The organism is Neisseria sp. P0022.S009 (genome assembly GCF_051956675.1).
Lineage (GTDB): Bacteria > Pseudomonadota > Gammaproteobacteria > Burkholderiales > Neisseriaceae > Neisseria.
The window spans coordinates 68,871-93,856 of sequence record NZ_JBQCXE010000002.1 but is presented as its reverse complement, the minus strand read 5'-3'; the positions used below and the strand labels follow the sequence as shown (position 1 = coordinate 93,856).

The window sequence follows — 24,986 nt, the reverse complement described above, 5'->3', positions numbered from 1 at the left end:
GGCCTTTAAATCAGCTCGCAGTCAATACGCGGCTTTTTGAGCAGCTCGGCGATGGCGTGATGCCCTTCGCGTCGGTAGTCTTCGGCGGTCTCTTGTTTGGCGTCGCTGCGCGCGGCGGTCTTGCCGGTGCTGTCGTAGTCGTTGTAAACCTCTAGAAGCAGGGCTTTGGTGTAGCTGTACACGGCGCGGCGGTAACGGATGGTGGCGAGCGGCTCGCCGTTGATTCGGCGTGGGTCGGTTTGGCTGATGTGTTGAGCCAATGGGACGATGGCGATGATGTCTTTGAGCTGGTCGTTGACGTAGGCGACGGCGTTGACGGCGGTGTCGAAGAGGCGGTCGGGCGTGATGGTGGTGTCGATGCGCATGTCGCGGCGCAGCTCGTCTAGGTCGATGACCGGCCAAAATTCGCCGCTGTCGATTTGTTGTTTGTCGATGGTTTGTGTGTTGGCTGGGGCGGCTGTATTAAAGTTAAATCCGGTCATTTCAGACGGCCTTTTTTATTGGGGTATGGCAGGGGCGGCGGCGCAGGCTGTAAGGGATTGGGCTTGCAGACAGGCCGCCGTCTGCCATACGGCGGGGGAGCTTTTATTTTTCGAGCTGTTTTTTCAGGGCGTCGATGCGTTTTTTGACGCCGCTGCGCGCGTTGTAGGCGTAGGCTTGCCAGTAGAGGGCGAGGGCGTGTTCGGCTTCGCCTTGCTCTTCGGCGCGTTCGCCTGCGGCTTTGAGCAATTTGGCGCGTATTTGGTCGGGCATGTTGTTGATGTGCAGGCCGTTGTCTGCTTTGGCTGTGACCCAGTCAATCAGGGTTTGCAGGTTGGGCAGGCTGATGTCGCTGCCTGCGCTGATTTGCTCGGCCATTTGCTCGATGATGATTTCGGGCATGGTTCGGCTGTATTCATCGGTCGAGGCCATTTGTGTCTCGATGGCGAGCTGCGCCAACGGCATGGCGGCGTCGAGCGCGCCTGTGTCAATCATCCAAACCAAGAGCGTCGGGGTCACTTGGTCGTCTTCGGCGGCGCGGCCTGTGTCGATGACGCCTTGAATCCAGTCGGAATAATTGGGAATCATGGCGGCTTTGGCTTTGATTTTGTCTTGGATGGAATCGATATTTTTTAAAATCGCTTTGTCGTCTTTGAGGCTTTTGTAGAGGCGCTGATAGACGGTCAGGGCGTTGATGTCGATGCTGTCCGTCGAGGCGGCAGCGGCAATGCTTTGGTCAAAGTGTTGGCGAATGAGGGTCATTTCAGACGGCCTTTCTTTTTGTCTTCGGGGGCTTGCGCCCCCCTGTTTTTATTCGGTGTATTTCAGGTTTTCAATCAAGACGGCCGCGCCGTATTCTTCGACGATGAAGTCGATGTTTTTGGATTGCAGGCTTTCAAGCTGGTCTTTTCGTGGGTTGTCCACGATTAACCGGCGCTCGCCGCTGATTTGGTAGTAAATCGACAGATTCGATACTGGGGTAATCAGCAGGGTGTTTTGCGGCATATTTGGGACGTACATAACCGGCAGGCCGCCTAATGTGCGCTCTTTGTTCAGACGGCCGCCTGCTTCGATTTCAGTGGCGGTTTCGCCTGATTTGTTGACGATGCGCAGGTATTTGTCGCCGACGGTACGGCGGCTTGCCAAGACGACAAAGTCGGAGCGGTCGGCAAAGCGTTCGTCCATGATGTTGAGCGCGTCAGTGACGACGGCATCGAGGTTTTTGTAATCTGTTGCGCCCGGGCCATATGGGACGGATGTCTTCGATGTGCCTGCCGTGCCGATGCAGCGCGCTTTGTTTTCCTCGCGCATTTTTTGCAGCCAGCCTTTGGTAACGTCTTGCAGCATTGTGTTGGTGGAGGCGTCAGAATCGGCGGCGCGGCTGGTGCCGTTCATGCCGATGGTGACCAAAGACAGGGCGATGGATTCGGCAATTTTTTTGTTGATGTGTTTCGGGAAATCGGTCAGGTGCGCCCATTGGTCGATTTCGTCATAGCGTAGGGCGGCGTCGAAGTTGGTTTTCTCGAGCGAGTATTTGCGGCCGCTCAAGTTGTGGATTGGCTTCGGTTTGCGTTCTTTGCCTGCGCCGGTGGTGTCGGTATTGCTGCCGATCAAGCCGGATGAGAGGCCGATGACTTCGCCTACTTTTTCAGTTTTCGGGCGCAGATTGATTTTTTGCAGCAGCTCGGTGTTTTGTGCGATTTCGTCGTACATGGTCTGCACGGCGGTCGGGGCGATGGTGTAGCCGTTGCTGACTTGCTCTTTGCTGATGCCTTGGGCGGCGGCAACTTCGGAAATCATCGCGGCGATGGCGAGACTTAATTTAGTTTGGTTCATGATGCGCTTTCTGTGGTATTGGGGGGATGTGGTGGATTCGGGTTGCTTACTTACCAGACAATGCGGTCGGCTGATTGGCTGCCGCTGTGTTCTTGGCGTTGGCCGGTATATGGCGCGGCTTCGATTTCGGCTTTGAATTTGTCAAACTCGGCGCGCAGGGCGTTGTATTCGGTTTGCTGGGCTTCGATTTTTTCGTCCAGTTTTTCGATGATTTGCGCGGCTTGACTGTATTTCTGACGCATGGCGTCGAGGTCTTCGGCTTTGGCGTAATCTTGCGAATCCCCAGCTTGGTCGGTTGTTTCCGGTGTGTTTTCCGGAATGGATTCTGGTTTTTCTTTTTTGCCGAAATATTTGTCAAACAGGCGGCTGAAAACGCTTTCTGCGTGTTCTTCGGTCATCGGTTTGGCTTGGTTTTCGGCTTGGTTGCTGTCTTGAGGCTTGGTCATGGCGATTTCCTGCGTTTCGGTTTGGCGGTAGGCGGTAAAGATTTTTTCTTCGGCTTTGGTCTTGGCGGCGGTGTAGTTTGCGGTCGTGCCAAGACTTGCCGGGGTGTCGGTAATGGCGAGGCCTGTCAGGTAGGCTTTTTTGGTGTCTGCAAAGCGCGGCGTAATCTCCATGCTTGTGTAGATTTTTTGGCCGCTGTCCCAAAGTTTTTGAAGGCTCTCGGTAATATTCAGCTTGGCCAGCAGGGCGGTTTTGGTTTCGTCTTTTGCCCACGGCTCGGCTTTAAGTTCGACAACGTCGCCATAGCCGCCGGCGAAATCTGGAAACAGAAAATTCATGTGTTCGAGATTGATGCGCGCGCCGTAGATTTCTGGGTCGTATTGGTCGGCCATTTCTTGCAGCTCTTTGGCTGAAATGGTGCGGCCGTCTGCGGTTTCGCCGCTGACGCCGATGACGCGCCAATCGGTTTTTTTATAGGTCATGGGTGAATGTCTCGCGTGTGGATGGGCATAGTTTGGCAAGCGTTAAGCTCTTTATCTATGCTTTGCGATTTTTGAGGATTTTTTTAAAAGGCGTTTGGGTTTAAGGCGGTCTGAAAATCATTGATTGTTTGGTTTTCAGACTTTTTTATTTTTTGAGAGATGACAAAAGAATCGTTAATCAAACCGAATGTCGATCCGCGCTTGATGGCGCGTGAGCTTTATTGGCAGGGCTGGCGGATTTCAGAGATTGCGCGGCATCTTGGTCTCAAGGCGCCGGCGGTCTATTCTTGGAAGAGCCGCGATAATTGGGACGGCGGCAGTCCGGCGGTGCGCGTTGCGGCTTCGGCGGAAATGCGGCTGCATGTGTTGATTGCGCAGCCGAAGAAATCGGACGCGGACTATAAGGAGATGCGGCAGCTTTTTGCGCTGGTATCGGGAGGCAAGAAAGCCGACGCGCGTCAGCCTGATTTAAATGAGGTCGAGCAGGCGGCCGCGCCTGTGGTTTCAGACGGCCTGCCCTGGGATGTGCCGACTATCGACAAGCCGCCGCGTGAGCGTCGGGAGCGTGAGAATGTGCGCTCGGCCTCGAAGCCTGCGCCGAATAGTTTCACGGCGGAGCAGGTCTTGCGCTTGCAGGAAATCTTCAGGGAGCAGATGTTTGAATATCAGCGGATTTGGTTCAATCAAAAGGTACGTTTCCGCAATCTGCTCAAAAGTCGTCAGATCGGGGCGACGTTTTTCTTTGCTCGTGAGGCTTTTGTCGATGCGCTGACGACGGGTAAAAATAAGGTGTTTTTGTCGGCGTCAAAAGCGCAGGCGTTTCAGTTTAAACAGTATCAAATCGACATGGCGCAGATGGTCGGCGTCGAATTGAAAGGCGCGGATATTCGTTTGGGCAATGGCGCGGTCTTGTATTTCTTGGGGACTAATTCGCGCACGGCTCAAGGCCGACACGGCGACTTGTATGTTGACGAGTATTTCTGGATCCCCGATTTCAAGGAATTGACGCGCTTGGCGAAGCCGATGGCGTCTCAAAGTCAGTATCGGATTACTTATTTCTCCACGCCGTCGGCGTTGTCCCATCCGGCTTATTCGTTTTGGACTGGCGAGCAATTCAATGAGGGCCGCGATAAGTCGGAGCATATCAAACTCGATGTCAGCCATGACGCGCTTGTTGATGGCCGCGCCTGTGAAGATGGGCAATGGCGGCAAATTGTGACGCTCGATGATGCGGAGCGGCGCGGCTGTAATTTGTTTGACCGCCAACAGTTGCTGCTTGAAAACTCGCCGGCGGAATTTCGTCAGCTCTTTATGTGTGAGTTTGTGGAGGACGGCGACAATGTCTTTGACTTCACTGCATTGCAACGCTGCGCGGTCGATTCGTGGGACGAGTGGGCGGAATTTTATAAACCGTTCGCGGCGCGGCCTGTTGGGAATTTGCCTGTTTGGTTGGGCTATGACCCGGCCGATTCAGGCGATGCGGCGGCTTTTGTGGCTGTCGTGCCGCCTCGTTTCGCTGGCGATAAGTTCCGCATTGTTGAGCGGCAGATGTTGCACGGCAATGATTTCCAAAGTCAGGCGGCATTTATTAAAAAGGCTTTCGAGCGCTACAACGTGCAAAAGGTCGTCATCGATAAAACTGGATTGGGCGCGGCGGTCTTTCAGATTGTGCAGGGATTCTATCCGCCTGTGGTCGGGGTTCAGTATTCGATGCATGAGAAATATCTGATGATCAATAAGATGCACGCGCTCATGCGTGAGCGTCGCGTCGAGTGGGAGCTGGATTGGAAGGATTTCACGGCGGCTTTTATGAGTATTCGCACGGCTGTGACCGGCAGCGGCCGCAATGTGACTTATGTCAGCGGTCGGACGAAAGAGTTGAGCCATGCGGATGTCGCGTGGGCGGCGTTGCAGGTGTTCTACCAAGAGCCGCTCGACGGCTCGGCGGCGCGTGGTTCGGTTGATGTTTTTTAATGAGAGGGTTTTATTATGAGTAATGAGATTTTGAAAGAGGGTCAGTTTGACTGTGATGTCTTCTCGTTTGAGGATTATCAAGATGTTTACAGTCTGTTTGATTTTATCGGCTGCTTTGACAACGGCAAATGGTACGAGCCGCCTGTCAATTTATATGATGTCGAGCGGCTGATGACTAAAGGGTTGCACCATGCTTCCGCTCTGCTCGCCAAGCTAAACATTTTGAAAGTTACCTTTAAGCCGACGGAGTTTTTGAGCCGCTCGGAATTTGAAAAGCTGGCTTTTAATTATTTGGTTTTGGGCAATGGCTATCTTGAGATGCAGCGCAATCGATTGGGCAAGGTGGTCGGAATGAAAAGCCGCTTGGCTTTGTACATGCGCCGCGCGTCCAATTTAAAAGACTTTGTCTATTTGCGGAATAATTTTTTACAGTTGGACTATGAAGAAATCAAAGGCAGCGATGTGATTCATATCATGCAGCCGAATCTGAAACAGGAAATCTATGGCGTGCCGTATTATCTGGCGGCGATGGATTCGATTGATTTAAATTCGGCGGCTACTAAGTTCCGCGTCCGCTATTATAAGAATGGTTCACACGCTGGCTTTATTCTCTACTCGACTGATACGCAGATTGACGAGAAGGGCTGGGATGCAGTCAAGTCGCAGCTCCGCCAGTCAAAAGGCGACGGCAATTTTAAAAATGTTTTGCTCCGCGCGCCGGGCGGAAATCCTGACGGCATTAAACTGATTCCGATTGCGGAGGTCGCGGCGAAGGACGAGTTTCTCAACATCAAAGCAGTCAGCGCGGAAGATATGATGGCGATTCATCGCGTACCTCCTGCGTTGATGGGGATTGTGCCGAAGTCTGCCGGTGGTCTTGGCGACGCGATGACCGTGGCAAAAGTGTTTGCGACGAATGAAGTCAAGCCGTTGCAGCAAAGTTTTATTGACGTCAATGAGCGGATCGGGCTTAAAGTCTTTGACTTCGACAGCTATCAGGTCGAAGAGCCAACGCCGAAATAAAATCAAACCAAAAAGCAAAGCTGAATCCAAAAAAATGGATTCAGCTTTTTTATTTTTGGAAATTTTGACCGGCGGCGGAGCGGCTCGCCGCGCACCGCCCTCCGCTCCTCCGCATTAAAAAAATCCTCTGCATTTTTATGCAGTCTGGCGAAATACTCAAAGTCTTATATTTAGACGGCCTCTGACATATTTTTTATTACGCGTTTTTTATGCGTTTTTATGCAAAATTCCGCGTTTTCTTTCTAAATTATTCGCCAGCTTTTCGGCGGCGGTATTTTTCGCGTAATTCCATCACATCACGTCCGAATAATTCCAATGCTTCTCGGCGTTCTTCTAGCAGTTCGGAGCGGTCATAGGCTCGCTCGGTTTTGTCTGCAATGCCGTGTGATAGCAATAATTCCCCCACATCGCGGCGGATTTTGTGTTTTTCTCGGAGATATGTTCGGGCAAGGCTTCGGAGGCCGTGGGCGGTTGTGTCTAGTTTCATTTTCCGCCGCAGTTTCAGACGGACGGTTTCACGGTCGAGCGATTTTGTAAAGCCGCTTCCCTCAAACAAATAAATTCCGTTGACGTTGAGCTTGATAGCCTCGTTATAAATTTGCAGCAGGGCCGATGATAACGGCACGATGTGCGGCCGCGTCTTCATCCGCTCAAGTGGGATTTCCCATGTTTTTTGCTCAAGGTCAATTTCTTTGAGTAGCGTCCCAGCGGCTTCAGACGGCCGCGTCATGCTTAGGAGTTGCCAATAAATCAGCAGGCGCGCACGGTCGCCGATACCGTCGGCGGTTTCTAGCTTTTCGATTAGTACCGGCAGCTCGTCATATTTCAAAGACTTAAAGTGTCGTTCTTTGGGTTTGTCAAAAACCTGCTTTCCGATAACGGTCACGGGGTTGTTTTTCAACGTTCCATCGGCGACGTAGTAGTCAAACATTAGATTCAAGTTTCCCTTGACGCGGCGCAGATATTCCAACACGCCGCGCGCTTCCATTTTGCGGAGCATTTCTACAATCTCGGCCGTTTCGATTGTTCGTATGTCGCGGCCTTTAAAAACTGGTATCGCGTTTAGTTCGAGCGCCGACAAGACTGCTTTTGCATAACGCGGCGCTTTTTCGCTGCCATCTTTGCCGCCCGATCTAGCCCAGCGGTCATACCAAACCGCCAAGCAATTCTCGAAGCGATATTTAGCGGCGACATCATCAGATATGATTTTGGGGTCTTTCCCTTCGCCAATTTTTTTTAATATCTCTTCTCGCCATTGCCTTGCGTCGGCAAGCCCGAATTTTGGGAAAAGCCCCAGCGTCAGCGTGTCTGACTTGCCATCGGTAGGGCGGCGATATTGAAGCCGCCATGACTTCTTGCCTGATGGTAGCACCCAAAGAGCAAGGCCGCCGCCGTCAGGTAGCTTGTACATTTTATCTTTTGCGCGCGCGGCTTTGACTTGTGCCAGCGTCAACGGGGTCACGATTTTGGGCATTTCTAATCCGATTTTTGTCTGATACCAAATAAAATACCACAAAAAAACAAAAAAGATTTAAACCTTTTTAAAAGCGTTTGACATTCTTGAATAAATAAAAGCCCCTTAAACACTTAATATTTAAGGGGCTTTTTCTGTTTTTGAAAAGTTCGTAAAACTTTTAAAAGTATCTATGGCAGAGAGGAAGGGATTCGAACCCTCGATACGCTATTCACGTATACACGCTTTCCAGGCGTGCGACTTAAACCACTCATCCACCTCTCTGTGGACTATTATCCTGAATTGTTATTTCAGAATAATGTGAAAACTTGACTGATTGATTTATCAGTGGTGCCCAGGAGAAGACTCGAACTTCCACACCCGTGAGGATACTAGCACCTGAAGCTAGCGCGTCTACCAATTCCGCCACCTGGGCAATTTAAATTTTCTTAAGCAAAGAAGCACCAAATTATTTGGTGCCCAGGAGAAGACTCGAACTTCCACGCCCGTGAGGACACTAGCACCTGAAGCTAGCGCGTCTACCAATTCCGCCACCTGGGCTTTGCTTTATTCTTCAATTTAAGGTAGAGTTGACTACCTGAACTGCGAAGAAGCAGCTATTATATATTTTAAAAAAAGAATGTCAACCATCAAAATGAACAAAAATACTAAATCTTTAAATTTACGAGAAAAAGACCCATATTTGGAGCGGGAGAAACAACGTTACGCTCATCCGTTGCCCAGCCGTGAATGGGTTATTGAATTATTGGAACAAAAAGGTGTGCCGACCAAAATCGAAGCGTTGGCACATGAATTGTCGATTACAGAAGATGAATATGAATTCTTCGAACGCCGTCTGAAAGCGATGGCGCGCGATGGTCAGGTGTTGATCAACCGACGTGGCGCGGTATGTGCGGCAGAAAAATTGGCATTGGTTAAATGCCGTGTCGAAGCGCATAAAGACGGTTTTGGTTTTGCCGTGCCGCTTACACCGACAGGCGAGGGCGATTTCGTTTTGTATGAGCGTCAGATGCGCGGCGTGATGCACAGGGATATTGTTACCGTGCGTCCTGCCGGTATCGACCGCAGAGGCCGTCGCGAAGGTACGGTTTTAGATGTGGTGGAGCGTGCGCAGTCTAAAGTGGTCGGCCGTTTTTATCTGGATCGCGGCGTGGCGATTTTGGAGGCGGAAGACAAACGCTTGAATCAAAGCATTGTTTTGGAACCTGAAAGCGTAGCGCACTTTAAACCGCAATCCGGTCAAGTCATTGTTGGTGAAATTGAGACTTACCCCGAGCAAAACCGCCCTGCCGTAGCGAAAATCATTGAAGTGTTGGGCGATTATGCCGACAGCGGTATGGAAATTGAAATCGCCGTGCGCAAGCACCATTTGCCTCATCAATTCAGCGAAGCATGTACCAAAGCCGCGAAGAAAATTCCCGATCATGTGCGTAAAACCGACTTGAAAGGGCGCGTGGACTTACGAGATTTGCCTTTGGTAACCATTGACGGTGAAACTGCGCGGGACTTTGACGATGCGGTTTTTGCCGAAAAAATCGGCCGCAATTACCGTTTGGTGGTGGCGATAGCCGATGTCAGTCATTATGTCCGCCCTGATGACGCGATTGATGTAGATGCTCAAGAACGCAGTACCAGTGTGTATTTCCCGCGCCGTGTGATTCCGATGCTGCCGGAGAATTTGTCCAACGGCATCTGCTCGCTCAATCCTGATGTCGAACGCCTGTGTATGGTGTGCGATATGGTGATTACTTATGCCGGCAATATCAAGGAATACCGTTTCTATCCGGCAGTAATGCGTTCGCATGCGCGACTGACTTATAATCAAGTTTGGGATTGGATTTCAGACGGCCGGGATCATCCGTTTAAACCGCAAATCGATACTCTGTATAAATTATTCAAAATCTTGCAGAAAAAACGTTTCGAGCGTGGCGCGGTTGAGTTTGAGAGCGTTGAAACCCAGATGATTTTCGACGACAACGGTAAAATCGACAAGATTGTTCCCGTTGTCCGCAACGATGCGCACAAGCTGATTGAAGAATGTATGCTGGCGGCGAATGTTTGCGCGGCAGAGTTTTTGCTGAAAAACAAACATACGGCTTTGTTCCGCAATCACTTGGGCCCGACCCCCGAAAAACTGGCTACTTTACGCGAGCAGCTTGGTTTGCTGGGGTTGAGTTTGGGCGGCGGCGATAATCCGACGCCGAAAGACTATGCTGCGCTTGCCGAACAATTTAAAAACCGTCCGGATGCGGAACTGTTGCAAGTGATGATGTTGCGTTCTATGCAACAGGCGGTTTATGAACCGCATTGCGACGGTCACTTTGGTTTGGCTTATAGCGCATATGCACACTTTACATCGCCTATCCGCCGTTATCCGGATTTGACGGTCCATCGTGCCATCAAAGCTGTATTGAACGGACAAACTTACCAACCCAATAAAACCTGGCAGGCTTTGGGCGTACATACCTCGTTCTGCGAGCGCCGAGCCGACGATGCCAGCCGCGATGTGGAAAATTGGCTGAAAACTTATTATATGCGCGACAAAGTCGGCGAAGTTTTCAGCGGCAAGATTTCAGGTATGACCAGCTTCGGTATTTTTGTAACTCTGGACGATATTCATATCGACGGCTTGGTTCACATCAGCGATTTGGGAGAGGATTATTTCAACTTCCGTCCTGAAATTATGGCGATTGAGGGCGAACGCAGCGGTGTCCGTTTCAACATGGGCGATACGGTTACTGTAAAAGTTGCGCGTGCCGATTTGGATACCAGTAAGATTGATTTGACCTTAATCAGCGGCGGTTCAGTCGGTAAGAAACGTGGCACCAGAAAAGCAAAACCTGTAAGCAAGCCGACAGCTGCTGACAAATCTGTCGAAAAGCGTAAGCGTAAACTTTCAGCTAAAGAAATTGATGAAGCGTTGGCTGCTCCCGTGAAGGCAAAGAAGGGTAAGGTAAAAAGCAAACCCGCTTCCAAACCGGCCAAGTCAAGTAAACCTAAAGCTGCAAGCAAGAAAAAGGCGCAGGCGAAAACAGCTTCCGTCAAAGCCGGGCGTAAAAATAACGCACAAGGCAAAAGCGTGAAGATTAAAGTGAAGAAAGCTGCTAAGAAATAAGCAGCATTCAATTCAGGCCGTCTGAAAGGTTTCAGACGGCCTGAGTTTGTGATTTCATGAATGAAAACAAGGATAAATAAGATGATAAAACTATACGGTATTCCTAATTGCGATACGGTTAAAAAAGCGCGCAGTTGGTTGGCGGAAAACGGCATCGAGTTTGAGTTTGTAGATTTTAAGAAAAACGCCCCGACTGCCGATTTGATTGATGGCTGGCTGAATCAGGCGGCTTTGGAAATTTTGCTCAATAAAAGAGGCACGACTTGGCGCAAGCTGGATAAAGATGCGCAAGAATTTGCCGCCACAAAAGAAGGTGCGATTGCTTTAATGGTGGAGAATCCCAGCATCATCAAGCGGCCTGTGTTGGTCAAAGAAGGGCAGGTTCATGTCGGATTTTCAGTAGAAGCGTATCAGGAAATGTTCGGATAAGGCATTTTTAGGTTTTTAGGCCGTCTGAAAAAGCAAGCCTCGAAAAAATACGTTACAATACGCGCTTTGAGCCTGTTTTCAGGATTTTAAGATTTTTGTGGCAGCATTTTCCGGCTGCCGTGCCAAACTTTTCTTTCGGATAAATATGTTCCATATTGTTGAAAAATATAAAACACCCGCCCAGATTGTTTTAGGTATCATCGGTCTGACCTTTATCGGATTCGGTGCCAATAATTTGTCTTCGCCGGGTTCTGATTACATTGTCAAAGTCGGGGATGAGAAAGTCAGCGAACACGCTTTACAGATTGCGATACAAAACGAGCAGGCTGCCGGCAATAATGCGCCTTCGCGTGATGCGGTATTCCAATCGTTATTGCAACGTGCTTATCTGAAGCAGGGTGCCAAGCTGATGGGCATTGCTGTATCTCAGGAACAAATCAAGCAAGTCATTGTGGATGATCCGAATTTCCATGATGCTTCCGGTAAATTCAGCCAGGATTTGCTCAAGAAATATTTGGATCAACGCAGGATGACCGAGGATCAGTTCGTTGAAGATATCCGTGAACAGTTCCAATTGCAAAATCTGTTGAATCTGGTGCAAAACGGTGCTTTGGTCAGCGATGCGCAAGCGCGTCAATTGATTAACCTGACTCAAGCCACCCGTACCATCCGTTCATTTACGTTCAGCCCTGAAGCATTTGCGGCACAAGTCAAAGTAGATGATGCGGCTTTGCAAAAATATTATGAAGCGCATAAGAAAGATTACTTGATTCCTCAAGCCGTTAAGCTGGAATATGTGGCTTTGAGCATCAAAGATTTGGCTGAGAAGCAAACCGTCAGTGCGGAAGAAGTACAAAAAGCTTACGACAGTAAAAGCGTAGATTTGTCGCCAAGAGCCGAAATTGCGCATATTTTCATTCCGGTCATGCCTAACGGAGATGAAGCAAGCAATGCGGAAATTAAAGCCGAAGTGGACAAAATGGCTGCGGAGCTTAAAGCACATCCGGATTCGTTTGCCGAGCTGGCGGCCAAGTATTCCAAAGACTTGTCTAGCAGCAACAAAGGCGGCAACTTGGGCTATCTGAGCAAAAGCGGCGGCAGCGGTTTCGGGCCGGAATTTGATAAAGCAGCATTTGCATTGGGCAAAGGCGAGGTCAGCGATACCGTTAAATCGTCTTTGGGTTATCACGTCATTAAAGTTTTGAATGTCGAAGCTGAGCCGACTTTGGAACAAGCCAAAGCGCGTATTGAAGCAGCCTTGAAACTGAAAAAAGCAGCTTCTGCCTTTAATGCCGCTAAAGAAAAACTGGGTGAAGATACCTTCAATGATCCGTCTTCTTTGGCAAAAGCAGCCGCCAATTCAGGTTTGAAAGTGGAAAGCCTGGATGAATGGGTGACCAAAGCAGGCGCGAAGGAAGCCGGCTTGCCTGAAGCATTGATTAATGCCGCGTTTAGCGATGATGTACTGAAGAAAAAACACAATTCTGAAGTGATCGCCATCAACAACGATACCGTTTGGGTTATTCGTGCGAAAGAAGTGCGTGAAGAGAAAATCGCACCATTTGCGGAAGTCAAAGATACTGTCCGTGCGGCATATCTGCGCTCTGAAGCCGCCAAACTGGCAGAGAAAAAAGCCCAGGAAACTTTGGCTGCATTGAAAGCTGGTAAAGCTGCCGATGTTCAATGGTCGCCTGTTTCTCAATTGAGCGCGCAAGATGCACGTAAAACCATGTCTCCGGAAGCTTATGCGGCTTTGTTGAAAGCGCGTCCTGTCGGCGGCAAACCTGCGTATACATTGTTGGAAGGTATGCCCGCGCCGGTGATTATGGAAGTTCAGAGTGTTTCTGCTCCTGAAAATGCCGATTCACAGATTCCGGCTTCCAAACAGGCTTTGGTTCAGCAGCTTTCTGCCAATGTTTTCGATGCCTTGCTCCAGTATTTGGATAAGAAAATCGATCGTACGCAAGGTGCACAACAAGTTAATAATGCTGCCGAATAAGCAGAATATTAGAGTAGGGCAGCCGGATGAATTCCGGCTGTTTTCTTATTTTTAGCCATCTTTTTAAAGGCCGTCTGAAATCATGAATAAAAATCCTGATGCCTTTGTCCGCTTGATTAATGCTTTAAAAATATTGCCCAATGTCGGCCCGAAATCCGCACAACGTATGGCCTACCAGCTTTTACAGTACAAACGCGAAGAGGCTCAGGAATTGGTGGACGCTTTGCAGTTTGCTTTGAAGCAGGTGCAGCATTGTCGGATGTGCAACACATTTTGCGAAGGCGATTTGTGTGAAATTTGCGCAGACGAAAAACGCGATAAAAGTCGTTTGATGATTGTGCATATGCCGGCGGATGTCTCCAGCATGGAGGCGGCCAATTGCCATGATGGCCTGTATTTTGTTTTGATGGGGCAAGTCAGCCCGGCGCAGGGGATGGATATTTCGGCAGTCGCATTAGATAAGCTGGTGGCGCGTCTGCAGGCGAGTGATATTGAGGAAATTATCATTGCAACCAACTTCACAGCCGAAGGTGATGCGACAGCGTATATATTGGCGGAATTGTTTAAAAATCTTCCTTATAAAGTCAGCCGGTTGGCAAGGGGAATCCCTTTGGGCGGCGAGATGGAATATGTGGATGCCGGTACTTTGGCTCAGGCTGTTTACGATAGAAGAAACATCCAATCTTAAATGCCAATATAAAAAGGCCGTCTGAATGTTTTTCAGACGGCCTTTTCATTGATGAAATCAGATTATTTGCAGCTCACGCCTTGAATTTGAGGCGTATCGCCGTTGCCGACTTTGAATGCGCATTTGGTTGCGCTGCTGCCGGATACGGTAACAACACCGTTTCCGCTGTTGAGGCTGACAGGTTCTTTTACGCCCATGCCGACAGCAGTGGCTGCCAGTTTTTGAACATCGGCGTCGGAGTAAGCGGTATTGTTTGAACTGATTTTGATTTCTTTGGCGGCATATGCATTGAAGCTGAATGACAAACCTATAGCTACGGATACGAGGGCCAAGAATTTTTTGCTGTTCATTAGTGTATTTCCTTTTTGATGGTGACAAAACGAGTCACAGCTTCAGAATAAGGGCGATTGGGTGATTGTGCAAGTTTTTCGGCGGAATTTACGGGAAGATACATGGTTTTACATACACTATATCCCTGAATGCCACATCAGTCGGGCAATCGGACGACCTGTCGGTTTTACGGTACAATAAGTCTTTTTTGACAAACGAATGAGGCATTTTTGAATGGCTTCTTTAGAAACTTGGATAGGCCTGCGCTATTTGCGTGCGAAAAAACGCAACGGCTTTATGTCATTTATTACCATGATTTCAATCGCCGGTATCGCCTTGGGCGTAACGGCGCTGATTGTGGTGTTATCGGTAATGAACGGATTTCAGAAAGAGATACGCGGTCAATTGCTGAACGTCGCACCCCATGCGGAAATCGGCTATTACGATGTCGGCAGTGCGCCGGGTTGGCAGAATTTGCGCGAATTTGTAAAAGGCAAAAAGGAAGTGTTGGCCAGCGCGCCTTATGTTTCCGATCAGGCTTTGCTTGCCAATGCCGGAGAAGTACGCGGTGTACAGATACGCGGTATCTTGCCGTCTGAAGAAAAAAATGTCGTCGATTACGGCAAGGATATGCCGGCCGGCAGTTTTGACGATTTGAAGCCGGGCGAATTTGATATTATTTTGGGCCAAGGGCTAGCTGAGGCATTGGGTACGGAGCTTGGCGGCAAAGTTACTGTGATTACGCCGGAGGGTAATGTTACTCCTGCCGGCGTAGTGCCGCGATTGAAGCAGTTTAATGTGGTCGGTGTGGTAAAAACCGGTGTTTATGAAGTCGATAACACATTGGCCATGACGCATATCAAGGATGCGCAAGTCTTGTATCGACTGGGAGAAAATGTCGGTGGGCTGCGTTTACGATTGGCTGATCCTCAGAATGCGCCGTCTTTCATTGCCAAGTTGATTCCTGATGCTAAAAAAGATGAAGTATGGGTGCGCGACTGGACGTTTAATAACCGCAGCTATTTTGAAGCCGTTGAGTTGGAAAAACGCATGATGTTCATCATTTTGACGCTGATTATCGCGGTTGCTGCGTTTAACCTCGTCTCGTCTTTGGTAATGGCAGTAACGGAAAAACAAGCCGATATTGCGATTTTGCGTACTTTGGGTTTGTCTCCGGGCGGTGTCATGAAGATTTTCTTGGTGCAGGGCGCTTTTGCGGGGTTCTTTGGTACGCTTGTGGGCGTGGTGTGCGGTGTATTGCTGGGTTGGAATGTCGGCAAGATTGTCGCGTTTTTTGAAGACCTGTTTGGCGTACATTTGATTAACTCACAGGTTTATTTCATCGATTACCTGCCTAGTGATGTGAACTTGAAGGACGTCGCCGTTATTGCCTGCATTTCGCTTGGCTTGGCATTTATCGCCACACTGTATCCGAGCTGGCGTGCTGCGAAAACCCAACCTGCGGAGGCTTTGCGTTATGAGTAAGACAATTTTGAAATGTATTGGCGTTGGCAAAAGCTATAATGACGGTGCATTGAATGTACAAGTGTTGAATCATTTGGATTTTGAAGTTGCCGAAGCGGAAAGCGTGAGTATCATTGGTTCGTCCGGCAGTGGTAAATCTACGTTGTTGCACCTTCTTGGTGGCTTGGATATGCCGTCTGAAGGCAAGGTAATACTGATGGATCAGGATTTGGGCGGTTTGAGCCAAAAACAGTTGGGCGAATTGCGTAACCGTTATTTGGGCTTTGTGTATCAATTCCATCATCTATTGCCTGAGTTTTCTGCGTTGGAAAATGTCATGATGCCGCTTTTAATCGGCAAAATGCCCAAGGCGATGGCTGAGGAGAAGGCTGTCAAGATGCTGAAAAAGGTCGGCTTGGACAAACGTATGTTGCACCGTCCGAGCGAACTTTCCGGCGGCGAGCGTCAGCGTGCGGCGATTGCCCGTGCTTTGGTCAATGAGCCTAAATGCCTATTGGCAGATGAACCGACGGGGAACCTTGACCGTAAAAATGCGCAAAATGTGCTGGACATGATGCTGGATTTGAAACGCGAATTGAACACCAGCCTGATTGTGGTGACCCATGATGACGAGCTGGCTGAACGTTTCGACCGGGTAATGACCATGAAAGACGGCAGCCTGCAAGTGCTGCAATAAGGTTATTATTTCAGGCAAATATTTTATGCTTTGAACGGTATAATAGAGGCCGTCTGAAAAATAGGTTTTCATTTATGGAAACGCTGTTTTTCAGACGGCCTTTCTTTTTCCATATCAATCAATCCTGAGCCATGAATCCGACCGACTCCATCCTTTCCTCTGCCGCAGATGCGGCCATAGCGTTTTTCCGCCGCCACGAAGTACAGGGCGCATCCGTTATTGAGCCTTATGTGGTTCGACTGTTTGCAGCCTTGCAAAACGGGCATTCGTTTATTTACTTGGATAAAGCGGATGTCGATGCCTTAAGCAATTTGCCGAATTTGGTCGGCAATGCGGATAAACCGCTTATCCTGCAAGGCCGGAAATTGTTTTTAGGGCGGATGTGGCAGTTGGAGCATGATTTGGCTGTCGAAATCAAACGGCTGGCAAGTGCCGAGGCGGAAGAAGTGAATTTCATGGCGGCTTCAAAAAGCCTGAGTGATTGGTTTGATCCTAAGGACAGTAAAGAGCAGAGGGATGCTGCGGCTTTGGCCTTGCTACAAAACTTTATGCTGATTACCGGCGGGCCGGGTACGGGTAAGACAACGACCGTAGCAAAGCTTTTGGGTCTGATTTGCAATAACAGTACGAAGCTGCCACGTATTGCATTGGCGGCACCGACGGGCAAAGCGGCTGCGCATATGGCACGGGCCTTACAGCGTGCTTTGGACGGTTTTGATTTGTCTCCGAGCATTAAAGCACATTTGGAAAACTTGGAAGGGCAGACTGTCCATCGTTTGTTAAAACTGCGTCCGCCACAAATGCGCCCTGCGTTCAATCATGAACATCCGCTTGCTTTGGATGTTTTGGTGGTGGATGAGGCTTCGATGTTGGATTTGCCGCTGGTGTTGGATTTATTGCGCGCCGTGCCGACCGGTTGTCGTCTGGTGTTGCTTGGCGATGAAAACCAGTTGCCGTCGGTTGGCTTGGGTGCCGTATTGGCGGCGTTGTCGTGTCCGACAGCTTTGGATAAAGAAACTGCTGAAAAGTTGGAAGTGTACCTGCCCAATCATGGCTTTGAGATTAAAGAGCGGCCTCAGGCTTTATCGCAAAACAATGCCAAATTGACGTTCAGCCACCGTTTTGGCGCAGACAGCGGTATCGGTTGTTTGGCAAGGGCGGTGGTGTCCGGGGAAAAGCAAACTGCGGTCGAACAGTTTGACAAGTTCCCCAAAGAGTTGGAAATGAAATCAGGCCGTCTGAAAGAGCAGGTCGCCTTGCTGTATCAAAAGCAACAGGATTATTGGCAGGCCGTGGCAGAGAATAATGTCGCACTCGCCTACGGTCATGCGGCCGATGTGGTGGTATTGGCAGCTTGGCGGCGGGATGCGGATGATTTGAATCAGGCTTATCAAGAATACCTGCAACGACAAGGCAAGGTTTCGGGAGAAACGCCTTGGTTTGCCGGACAAATCATCATGATTACCCACAATGATTACATGCTGGAAGTGTTTAACGGCGACATCGGGCTGATTATGAAAGATGAAGAATCGTTGAATGGCTTGTCTGCCTATTTTCCTGAGAAAGATGGATTTAAAAAAATTGCCATCAGCCGTTTGCCCGATTTTGAATCGGCTTTTGCCATGACGGTGCACAAGAGCCAGGGTTCGGAATATCGGGAAGTATGGCTTTTGCCGCCGTCAGTGCCTGCAACGACGGAGGGCGAAGAGGAAGCTCGAGGGTTGGATACGGCTCTGCTTTACACAGCCATTACCCGTGCGCGTGAACGTTTTGTGTTTTGGGGAAATGCAGAGGAATTGGTTAAGGCTGTGGGATGCCACCAAAAACGCAGGACGGCATTAGCCGATGCCTTGGAACGGCAGTTTGAACAGCCTGATATGCAGGCTTCTGTTTGACCTGAATCAAGAGGCCGTCTGAAAGCGGATAAAGCGTTTAAATCTGCTTGACTGATTACACTAATTTACATACGATAAAAATAATTAGTAAACAAAATGAATAATTTTTACAAAATCCACGATTTTGTACGCTTTATCGAATACTTCACTTTCAATACCTTCTTTTGGAGAGTCGGCATGAAATTTCAAACCAAACTGATTGCAACCTGTATTTTATTGGCTTCATCATCTTATTCATTGGCAGAGAACGCTGATGGCGGGCGTGATGCGGCGGCTTTGGCCACCACCAACGATTATGTAAATTCCGGCAGCATCATTCGCAAAGATGACGATAAAATCAGCATTTTCAATGATTTGTTGACTGTGAACGGCGGTTTGCGCGTACGTGTGGATACCAAAGACATCAATGCCAACAACAGCAGCGTTAACCCGACGCCTGAAGACACCAATGCCAACTTCAACGCGGAGTTTTGGTTACGCGCAAAACTGTACAAAGATTGGAAATTGGTAGCGCAAATCGAGCCGAATATCGATTTGGAAACCGGTAAATTTAACGGCGATCATGATGTGCCGGTCAATAAACTGTATGCCGAAGGGACTGTGTACAACAACATCAAAGCGCGTGTCGGTAAATTTGGCGCATTCTCTTCATACGGCCGCGTATGGGATACCGAAGTTACTGGCGGCGAAATTTTCTTTGACAATAAAACCCTGCCGACCAAAATCTATGCGGGCCGCCGTACAGGCAATCTGAATGACAACGCATGGGGCATCGGCGGTCGCCGCAGACATTTTGCCGCGATTCAAAGCGTGTTGCCTGTGAATGAGAATATCAACGTCGGCGCAACTGTCAGCTACATGAAAGACATCGATGTACGCGGCGCGAAGAAAAACGCGGTCTTCGGGGAAATCGGTACGGACATTAAATTTAATGACGATTGGCGTTGGATGGCCGCGGTCAGCAAGTCCAATATCAAAGCTTATAATGATGCCGGACAAAAAATCAAAAATGACGGCGTGTTCACTGAAGTGCGCTATAAATCGGCCGACTGGAACGTCCGTAATTCTTACGACGTATTCTTGAACTACCGCCGTGTCGGTTCGTTGTCCGGTGTCTCTTCTGTTGAGGATTACAGCAAAAACGTCCAAGGCGTGCAAATCGGTGCAACCTATATTCCTTGGAAAAACTGGAAACTCAAAGGCTTCTATTTGGCCGGCAAACAGGTTACGCCTACCGTTGGTACGGATAAGCAGGACGTGAACGTTATTCGTGGTCAGTTAGAATATAAATTTTAATCATCACAAATAAAAAACAGGCAGGATGTCCTGCCTGTTTTTGGTTTTCAGACGGCATGAACATAGGGCCGTCTGAAACAATGGATGAATCACTTTACCAGCTATCGCGCTTCATGCGGTCAAGCTGGCGGCGGTCGCGTTTGGTCGGGCGTCCGTCCGGATAAGCGGCACTGATGCGGCTGGCCTGGTCGAGTTGTTTTTGAGCTTCGCGTTCGGCAGCCGTTTTCATGTCTTCTTCGTACAGTAAACGCGCTTCCGGTGCCGGCCGGCGTTGATGATTGAGCGCGGCGACTTTGAATTTGTAGGGGAGGGAGTTTAAAGTCATGTCGATGGTGTCGCCGGCGGAAATATTTTTGCTGTTTTTCACCTTCGAACCGTTTACCAAAACCCTGCCCAGCTCAATGTGTTTTTGTGCCAGCGCGCGGGTCTTGAAAAAGCGCGCGGCCCACAGCCATTTGTCCAAGCGCATGGACGAATTGTCATGATCGTTTTTCATAGCCTGTTTGAAATGATTGAACTGAATTGAAGTTTATCATAAGATACGGCACGCCATACATTTAGTGCAGATATACTATTTCTTTGTTAAAGGCCGTCTGAAAGTTTTTTATTGCAAAAGATGGCAGTTTCCCTTTGAGAAATGCTGTCAAATACGTCTGATTAGCGTATCATGTCAGCAACCATTACCGAGAGCTTCGTTTTATGAAACCCGTTTTTTTGGACTTTGAACAACCCATCGCCGAATTAACCAATAAAATCGACGAGTTGCGATTCGTACAAGACGAATCGGCCGTCGATATTTCCGACGAGATTGCCAGACTGCAAAAGAAAAGCAACGAGTTGACCAAGTCAATTTTCAGCAAGCTGACTCCGGCTCAAATTTCACAAGTCTCCCGCCATCCGCAGCGTCCTTATACTTTGGACTACATCAACGGTATTTTTACCGATTTTGAAGAGTTGCATGGCGACCGCCATTATTCTGACGATCATGCCATTATCGGCGGTTTGGCACGTTTTAACGGTCAAAGCGTGATGGTCATCGGCCATCAAAAAGGCCGCGATACCAAAGAAAAAATCCGCCGCAATTTCGGTATGCCGCGTCCCGAAGGTTACCGTAAAGCGCTGCGCTTGATGCAGACTGCCGAGAAATTCAATATTCCGGTCATGACCTTTGTCGATACTCCGGGTGCGTATCCGGGCATTGGCGCGGAAGAGCGCGGCCAGTCCGAAGCCATCGGCCGTAATTTGTACGAACTGACCCGCCTGCATGTGCCGGTATTGTGTACCATTATTGGCGAAGGTGGTTCGGGTGGCGCGTTGGCAGTCGCTGTCGGTGACTACATCAATATGCTGCAATACTCGACCTATTCGGTGATTTCTCCCGAAGGTTGCGCCTCTATTCTTTGGAAAACTGCCGAAAAAGCAGCAGATGCCGCGCAAGCATTGGGTATTACCGCCAAACGCCTGCAAGAATTGGATCTCATCGATAAGGTCATTGACGAGCCGTTGGGCGGCGCACACCGTGATTACGAAACCACGATGAAAAACGTTAAAACCGTTTTGGAACAGCAATTAAGCGAAGCGCAAAGCATGACCATGCCTGATTTGCTTTCCCGCCGTTTCGACCGCATCATGGCTTACGGTAAATTTACCGATAAATAAGTTTGACTGCTGAAAAAGCAAGCAGATGCCGCTGCTTGCTTTTTTTGTATTCTATTTTTGAGTCATTCATAATTTCAGGCCGTCTGAAATGTTGCAACTATCCCCTGATTCCCTATTTAAAAGTTTTCAAGCAACTTTTCCTGATTTGCCGAACCATACTGTTTTTGAAGTTGGTTTGAGCGGTGGATTGGATTCTGTTGTCCTGTTGCATCTTTTGCACCGGATGCGTGAATTCTGCCGTTTTGATTTGCGTGCCGTCCATGTTCATCATGGTTTAAGCACCAATGCCGACAGTTGGGCAAAATTTTGTCAGGATTATTGTCAGCGTTTGAATGTTGCCTTGCGGGTGTGCCGTGTCAATGTGGAAAAACAAGGAAAAGGTTTGGAAGCGGCGGCCAGGGCTGCCCGATATCAGGCATTTTCAGACGGCCTGAAGAAAATTATTGTTTTGGCCCATCACCATAATGATCAAATCGAAACATTTATGCTGTCGGCCGTACGCGGCGGCGGATTGCGCGGTATGGCGGCCATGCCGGTATGGCGTGATTTAAATGAAAAGATCCAAATCTGGCGGCCGCTTTTGGCATTTTCCCGTCAGGAATTGGCAGGGTATGCGCAACAATGGAGGTTGTCTTTTGTCGAGGACGAAAGTAACGAGGATCCTGTCTATTTACGCAATTGGATGAGAAATCAGGCCTTGCCGCAATGGCAGCAGCGGATTCCGAATTTTGAGCGGCAAATTTGTGCCAATATCCGATTATTGCAGGAAGATTTGCAGCTTTTAGATGAATTGATTGAGTCTGAATATCAGCGCATCAGTCCGGACGGAATATTCAGTATCAGTCTGTGGCGGCAAGGTACGCCGCTTTTGCGCCGTCGGTTGCTTTGGTATTTTTTGCGAAAGCAAACGGAATCATTGCCTTCTTATCACAGCATTGCCGATTTCGCCCGAGTATTGGAAACCGCAGAACAGGCGCAGTTGAGTTTGCCAAACGGCGAATTGGTTGCCTATCGGGATCAGTTGTTTATTTGGCAAGAAAGTGAATTTCAACAGCTGCCTTGGTGCAATGGTAGGGAAGTTCGAGGCCGTCTGAAAGATATTTTGCTGGAAAACGGTTTTGTTTTATTACCGTTTAAAGGCGGTTTGCCGGAAGAAGAGTTGGAGAAGCAGGCAGTGCTTAGAACTGTATCCGAGGGCGACGTGATTCAGTCAGGGCAGAGGGAAAAATCAGTCGAAAAACTATTGCAAGAGTGTCATATCATGCCACTCGTGCGTAAATATTGGCCGATTATCATAAGTCTGGGCAACAAGTGCCTTGCTGTTGCTAACCTTAGGGCTGGAAGCGATGTTCAAATAGAGCAAGGCTATCTGCCAGTTCATAGAAAGTTGGTCGAATATATGGCAAAAGTAAAGTAAATAACTCTAAATTTAGTAAGTATCAGTAGTTTAACTACTTTTGCTAAGTATTGGTATATTAAGTAATATTGTTAATGTTAGAGCATCTGCACGAATAAACTTTAGCCATTGAATGTAATCTTATGGAACTATTTCAGAGCGTTGCTGTCTTTACTGTGCACAGCACGCTTTACTATTTTTGGGTTTAAAGCAGTAAAATGATTAAAGGGTGGGTATGAACGATCGCCAAATAGATCAAGTTTTGGTGGAGCGCGCGCAGAAAGGTGACCATAAGGCATTTGAGATGCTGATGTCTAAATATCAGCGTCGGCTAAACAGACTGATTTCTCGTTTTATTCAGGATGAGCATGAAGTGCACGATGTAACCCAAGAGGCAATGATTAGGGCTTATCGTGCATTGGCAAATTTTCGTGGAGAAAGTGCATTTTATACATGGCTGTACCGTATCGGTATCAATACGGCAAAGAATTTCCTGACCACTTCGGGTCGTCAGTTTTTTGTCAGTTCGGAAGCAGCCAATGAGGAAGGAGATGTTCTCGATTTAACCGATCAGATTGCGGATTACCATACGCCGGAAGCTGAGATGATGAATCGGGAAATCTTGCAGACCGTCGAGGCAAGCATTGCGCAACTGCCAGACGATATGCGTCAAGCCATTACGCTTAGGGAAATGGACGGCTTGTCTTACGAAGAAATAGCTCGGGTAGTGGATTGTCCGATAGGTACAGTACGTTCGCGTATTTTCAGAGCGCGTGAACTGATTGCAAAAGATTTGCGGCCGCTGTTGGATACTTCTGAAGATCAAAGGTGGTAATAAAAATGAACGACAAAACAAATAAAGCATTGGAGTATGTGTCCGCATTGATGGACGGTGAAGCATTGACTGATGAGATGCTGGATGCCGTATTGGCAGACGAGGAAGCATTGCGCGCTTGGCATGAGTATCACATTATCGGCGACTGTATCCGTCAGGGCGCGGCGGCGAAGGTGGCTGATGAAACCATGCAAAGCAAAGCATTTACAGTGCCTCAAGCTGAGATTGCCGGCAAGCAGGAAAAATATACTCATCGCGAGGTGGCCAATAACGGCTTCTTTAAATTCTTTGCGGCCGCTGCTAGCGTGTGTGCCATTGCTGTGACGGCATGGCAGTTTACGCCGCAAACTTCTCGTGACGCTATGCCGGTTGCCGAGAAGTCTAATGTTCAGCCTGCACAAGATATCATTCCGGTAAGCGGTACGCCTGACGATAAAGCGGCTTCCGAACCAGGTGAAACCGTTGTGCCGAATGCGGCGAAAGACGGCAAGATTGAAAACCGTCCGACTGTCCGTACCGAGCAGAAAAATGAGCAGCAGACTGTTGTTCAGTAAAAAATGAAATCATGCAAAACCCTTGCTTTATAGCAAGGGTTTTTATTTTTGCAGTAAAACCGTCAGGCCGTCTGAAAGCATAGCTTCAAAGAAGTCAAAGCAGTTATAATGCGCTCCATGAAACTGATTACCTCTGCTCAAAACGAACAGCTCAAACATTTATTCCGTCTTTTGACGCAGGCCAAAGCAAGGCGTGAAAGCGGTGAAACCGTATTGGAAGGCGTACATCTGCTGCAAACTTATTTGCAAAGCGGCGGTACGCCCAAACAGGTTTATCTGCCTGAAAAGAAACAGCAACATCCTGAAATTCAAGAAATTACGGCGCAGTTGGACGAGGGATTGATTACTTGGGTCGGTAACGAAGCGCTGTCTAAAATCACCAGTCTGACCGATGCCGATGATGTGATGACTTGGATTGATATTCCGAAACAGGCAGGCTTGCCTTCAGACGGCGATTGCGTGGTATTAGAGCGGGTACAAGACCCCGGCAATGCAGGCACAATTTTGCGCAGTGCGGCGGCAGCCGGAGTCAAGCAAATCGTGTGCAGCAATGATTCCGTAGATATTTGGTCGCCCAAAGTGTTGCGAGCGGGAATGGGTGCGCATTTTCTACTGTCTATTTTCAGCCGAGTGGAATTATCCGCTTGGATGGAAAAGTATCAGCATCCAATTTGGGCAACAGCTTTGGGCGGCCGCAATATCGGGTTGTATGAAATGGACCTCAGTCAATCTTGCGCTTGGGTGTTTGGCAACGAAGGCAGCGGCGTGAGTGAAACGGTAAAAGAGAAAGCCGATGCCTGTGTCAAAATCCCCATGTTGGGGCAAACCGAATCCTTGAATGTCGCGATGGCGGCAACGGTTTGTCTGTTTGAACAAATGCGGCAGCGTATCCATGACCAGGCCGTCTGAAAACCAT

Annotated in this window: 22 protein-coding genes and 3 tRNA genes; 15 read left to right on the top strand and 10 right to left on the bottom strand. The window is 48.8% G+C overall.

What is annotated here, in order from left to right:
- Nucleotides 1-5 precede the first annotated feature (5 nt).
- From ACTHUG_RS03425 to ACTHUG_RS03410, 4 genes are all read right to left on the bottom strand, one after another.
- Complete coding sequence (locus ACTHUG_RS03425; RefSeq protein WP_440386368.1) at nucleotides 6-482, bottom strand: head completion/stabilization protein; 477 nt, start codon at nucleotides 480-482, stop codon at nucleotides 6-8.
- Nucleotides 483-585: 103 nt separating this feature from the next.
- On the bottom strand, nucleotides 586-1,242 hold the full coding sequence (gene gpM / locus ACTHUG_RS03420; RefSeq protein WP_440386369.1) for a phage terminase small subunit: 657 nt from the start codon (nucleotides 1,240-1,242) through the stop codon (nucleotides 586-588).
- Nucleotides 1,243-1,290: 48 nt separating this feature from the next.
- The gene (locus ACTHUG_RS03415) at nucleotides 1,291-2,316 is read right to left on the bottom strand and encodes a P2 family phage major capsid protein (protein WP_440386370.1); all 1,026 of its coding nucleotides are present in this window, start codon (nucleotides 2,314-2,316) and stop codon (nucleotides 1,291-1,293) included.
- 50 nt (nucleotides 2,317-2,366) lie between these two features.
- The gene (locus tag ACTHUG_RS03410) at nucleotides 2,367-3,242 is read right to left on the bottom strand and encodes a GPO family capsid scaffolding protein (protein ID WP_440386371.1); all 876 of its coding nucleotides are present in this window, start codon (nucleotides 3,240-3,242) and stop codon (nucleotides 2,367-2,369) included.
- A gap of 159 nt (nucleotides 3,243-3,401) precedes the next feature.
- Between ACTHUG_RS03410 and ACTHUG_RS03405 the strand changes: the two genes are divergently transcribed.
- Both ACTHUG_RS03405 and ACTHUG_RS03400 read left to right on the top strand, forming a co-directional pair.
- Nucleotides 3,402-5,216 carry a terminase large subunit domain-containing protein gene (locus tag ACTHUG_RS03405; protein ID WP_440386372.1) on the top strand — a complete coding sequence of 605 codons (1,815 nt, stop codon included), beginning with the start codon at nucleotides 3,402-3,404 and terminating at the stop codon, nucleotides 5,214-5,216.
- A gap of 15 nt (nucleotides 5,217-5,231) precedes the next feature.
- Nucleotides 5,232-6,239 (top strand): phage portal protein, encoded by a 1,008-nt coding sequence (locus ACTHUG_RS03400; protein ID WP_440386373.1) that lies wholly within the window; start codon nucleotides 5,232-5,234, stop codon nucleotides 6,237-6,239.
- Between the two features lie 247 nt (nucleotides 6,240-6,486).
- Here ACTHUG_RS03400 and ACTHUG_RS03395 read toward each other — a convergent pair whose 3' ends face one another.
- From ACTHUG_RS03395 to ACTHUG_RS03380, 4 genes are all read right to left on the bottom strand, one after another.
- Nucleotides 6,487-7,713: a tyrosine-type recombinase/integrase gene (locus tag ACTHUG_RS03395; RefSeq protein WP_440386374.1), complete on the bottom strand. Its 1,227-nt coding sequence runs from the start codon at nucleotides 7,711-7,713 to the stop codon at nucleotides 6,487-6,489.
- A gap of 173 nt (nucleotides 7,714-7,886) precedes the next feature.
- Nucleotides 7,887-7,977: transfer RNA gene (locus ACTHUG_RS03390), tRNA-Ser, on the bottom strand.
- Nucleotides 7,978-8,041: 64 nt separating this feature from the next.
- Nucleotides 8,042-8,128: transfer RNA gene (locus ACTHUG_RS03385), tRNA-Leu, on the bottom strand.
- 38 nt (nucleotides 8,129-8,166) lie between these two features.
- Nucleotides 8,167-8,253 (bottom strand) — tRNA-Leu (locus tag ACTHUG_RS03380).
- Between the two features lie 94 nt (nucleotides 8,254-8,347).
- Between ACTHUG_RS03380 and rnr the strand changes: the two genes are divergently transcribed.
- The 4 genes from rnr (at nucleotide 8,348) to recR (ending at nucleotide 13,944) form a co-directional block, all read left to right on the top strand.
- Entirely contained in the window at nucleotides 8,348-10,828 is a 2,481-nt protein-coding gene (rnr, locus tag ACTHUG_RS03375) for a ribonuclease R (protein WP_440386375.1), read from the top strand.
- An 81-nt stretch (nucleotides 10,829-10,909) separates the two neighbouring features.
- Nucleotides 10,910-11,257, top strand: a complete 348-nt coding sequence (locus tag ACTHUG_RS03370; RefSeq protein ID WP_440386376.1) for an ArsC family reductase — start codon at nucleotides 10,910-10,912, stop codon at nucleotides 11,255-11,257.
- 145 nt (nucleotides 11,258-11,402) lie between these two features.
- Complete coding sequence (locus ACTHUG_RS03365) at nucleotides 11,403-13,256, top strand: SurA N-terminal domain-containing protein (protein WP_440386377.1); 1,854 nt, start codon at nucleotides 11,403-11,405, stop codon at nucleotides 13,254-13,256.
- Nucleotides 13,257-13,338: 82 nt separating this feature from the next.
- The gene (gene recR / locus ACTHUG_RS03360) at nucleotides 13,339-13,944 is read left to right on the top strand and encodes a recombination mediator RecR (protein WP_188213932.1); all 606 of its coding nucleotides are present in this window, start codon (nucleotides 13,339-13,341) and stop codon (nucleotides 13,942-13,944) included.
- Nucleotides 13,945-14,006: 62 nt separating this feature from the next.
- On the opposite strand, the gene ACTHUG_RS03355 is transcribed toward recR, so the two are convergent.
- Nucleotides 14,007-14,294: a hypothetical protein gene (locus tag ACTHUG_RS03355; protein ID WP_107867417.1), complete on the bottom strand. Its 288-nt coding sequence runs from the start codon at nucleotides 14,292-14,294 to the stop codon at nucleotides 14,007-14,009.
- A 214-nt stretch (nucleotides 14,295-14,508) separates the two neighbouring features.
- Between ACTHUG_RS03355 and ACTHUG_RS03350 the strand changes: the two genes are divergently transcribed.
- The 4 genes from ACTHUG_RS03350 to ACTHUG_RS03335 all read left to right on the top strand — a co-directional run bounded on the left by ACTHUG_RS03350 (nucleotide 14,509) and on the right by ACTHUG_RS03335 (nucleotide 19,626).
- A complete protein-coding gene (locus ACTHUG_RS03350) occupies nucleotides 14,509-15,759 on the top strand; it encodes a lipoprotein-releasing ABC transporter permease subunit (protein ID WP_003746931.1) in 1,251 nt (416 codons plus the stop codon).
- On the top strand, nucleotides 15,752-16,435 hold the full coding sequence (lolD, locus tag ACTHUG_RS03345; RefSeq protein ID WP_003679081.1) for a lipoprotein-releasing ABC transporter ATP-binding protein LolD: 684 nt from the start codon (nucleotides 15,752-15,754) through the stop codon (nucleotides 16,433-16,435). The genes ACTHUG_RS03350 and lolD overlap by 8 nt, the downstream gene beginning before the upstream one ends.
- Nucleotides 16,436-16,566: 131 nt before the next feature.
- A complete protein-coding gene (recD, locus tag ACTHUG_RS03340) occupies nucleotides 16,567-18,330 on the top strand; it encodes an exodeoxyribonuclease V subunit alpha (RefSeq protein ID WP_440386378.1) in 1,764 nt (587 codons plus the stop codon).
- 96 nt (nucleotides 18,331-18,426) lie between these two features.
- Complete coding sequence (locus ACTHUG_RS03335; RefSeq protein ID WP_440386379.1) at nucleotides 18,427-19,626, top strand: hypothetical protein; 1,200 nt, start codon at nucleotides 18,427-18,429, stop codon at nucleotides 19,624-19,626.
- Nucleotides 19,627-19,720: 94 nt separating this feature from the next.
- Here ACTHUG_RS03335 and ACTHUG_RS03330 read toward each other — a convergent pair whose 3' ends face one another.
- Entirely contained in the window at nucleotides 19,721-20,122 is a 402-nt protein-coding gene (locus tag ACTHUG_RS03330; protein ID WP_003679090.1) for an RNA-binding S4 domain-containing protein, read from the bottom strand.
- 203 nt (nucleotides 20,123-20,325) lie between these two features.
- Here ACTHUG_RS03330 and ACTHUG_RS03325 point away from each other — a divergent pair, with 203 nt between their 5' ends.
- From ACTHUG_RS03325 to ACTHUG_RS03305, 5 genes are all read left to right on the top strand, one after another.
- Nucleotides 20,326-21,285: an acetyl-CoA carboxylase carboxyltransferase subunit alpha gene (locus ACTHUG_RS03325; RefSeq protein WP_049322761.1), complete on the top strand. Its 960-nt coding sequence runs from the start codon at nucleotides 20,326-20,328 to the stop codon at nucleotides 21,283-21,285.
- A gap of 88 nt (nucleotides 21,286-21,373) precedes the next feature.
- Nucleotides 21,374-22,702, top strand: a complete 1,329-nt coding sequence (gene tilS / locus ACTHUG_RS03320; protein ID WP_440386380.1) for a tRNA lysidine(34) synthetase TilS — start codon at nucleotides 21,374-21,376, stop codon at nucleotides 22,700-22,702.
- Nucleotides 22,703-22,916: 214 nt separating this feature from the next.
- Nucleotides 22,917-23,516, top strand: a complete 600-nt coding sequence (gene rpoE, locus ACTHUG_RS03315) for an RNA polymerase sigma factor RpoE (protein WP_036493687.1) — start codon at nucleotides 22,917-22,919, stop codon at nucleotides 23,514-23,516.
- A gap of 5 nt (nucleotides 23,517-23,521) precedes the next feature.
- The gene (locus ACTHUG_RS03310) at nucleotides 23,522-24,070 is read left to right on the top strand and encodes a sigma-E factor negative regulatory protein (protein ID WP_440386382.1); all 549 of its coding nucleotides are present in this window, start codon (nucleotides 23,522-23,524) and stop codon (nucleotides 24,068-24,070) included.
- A gap of 117 nt (nucleotides 24,071-24,187) precedes the next feature.
- Nucleotides 24,188-24,979 (top strand): TrmH family RNA methyltransferase, encoded by a 792-nt coding sequence (locus tag ACTHUG_RS03305; RefSeq protein ID WP_296117285.1) that lies wholly within the window; start codon nucleotides 24,188-24,190, stop codon nucleotides 24,977-24,979.
- The last annotated feature ends 7 nt before the right edge of the window (nucleotides 24,980-24,986 follow it).